Source organism: Anoxybacillus sp. ST4, assembly GCF_019448545.1.
Classification (GTDB): domain Bacteria; phylum Bacillota; class Bacilli; order Bacillales; family Anoxybacillaceae; genus Anoxybacillus; species Anoxybacillus pushchinoensis.
In genome coordinates, this window is the sequence record NZ_JAHZOE010000099.1 from 1 (window position 1) to 272 (window position 272).

Annotated in this window: 2 rRNA genes; both read right to left on the minus strand. The window is 48.2% G+C overall.

The features are described from left to right. Nucleotides 1–63, minus strand: a 5S ribosomal RNA gene (rrf, locus tag K1I44_RS15160); the annotation flags it as partial. Nucleotides 64–186: 123 nt separating this feature from the next. Then, nucleotides 187–272: ribosomal RNA gene (locus tag K1I44_RS15165) — 23S ribosomal RNA — on the minus strand; the annotation flags it as partial.

Below are 272 nucleotides of genomic sequence, written 5' to 3' on the forward strand. Positions count from 1 at the left end.
GGAGAGCTTAACTTCCGTGTTCGGGATGGGAACGGGTGTGACCTCTCCGCTATCGTCACCGAGCAAACATGCTTCTTTTCGCCGCATAAGGCGTGAAGGATAATTCCTTCAAAACTAGATAACAGGTTAGCCTACGCTTTTCTTACTGTCTAGCTTCGAACTAACGTTCTCGCTTTTCTTGTGTGCTTAGTTAAGTCCTCGATCGATTAGTATCCGTCAGCTACACGTGTCGCCACGCTTCCACCTCGGACCTATCAACCTTGTCATCTTCA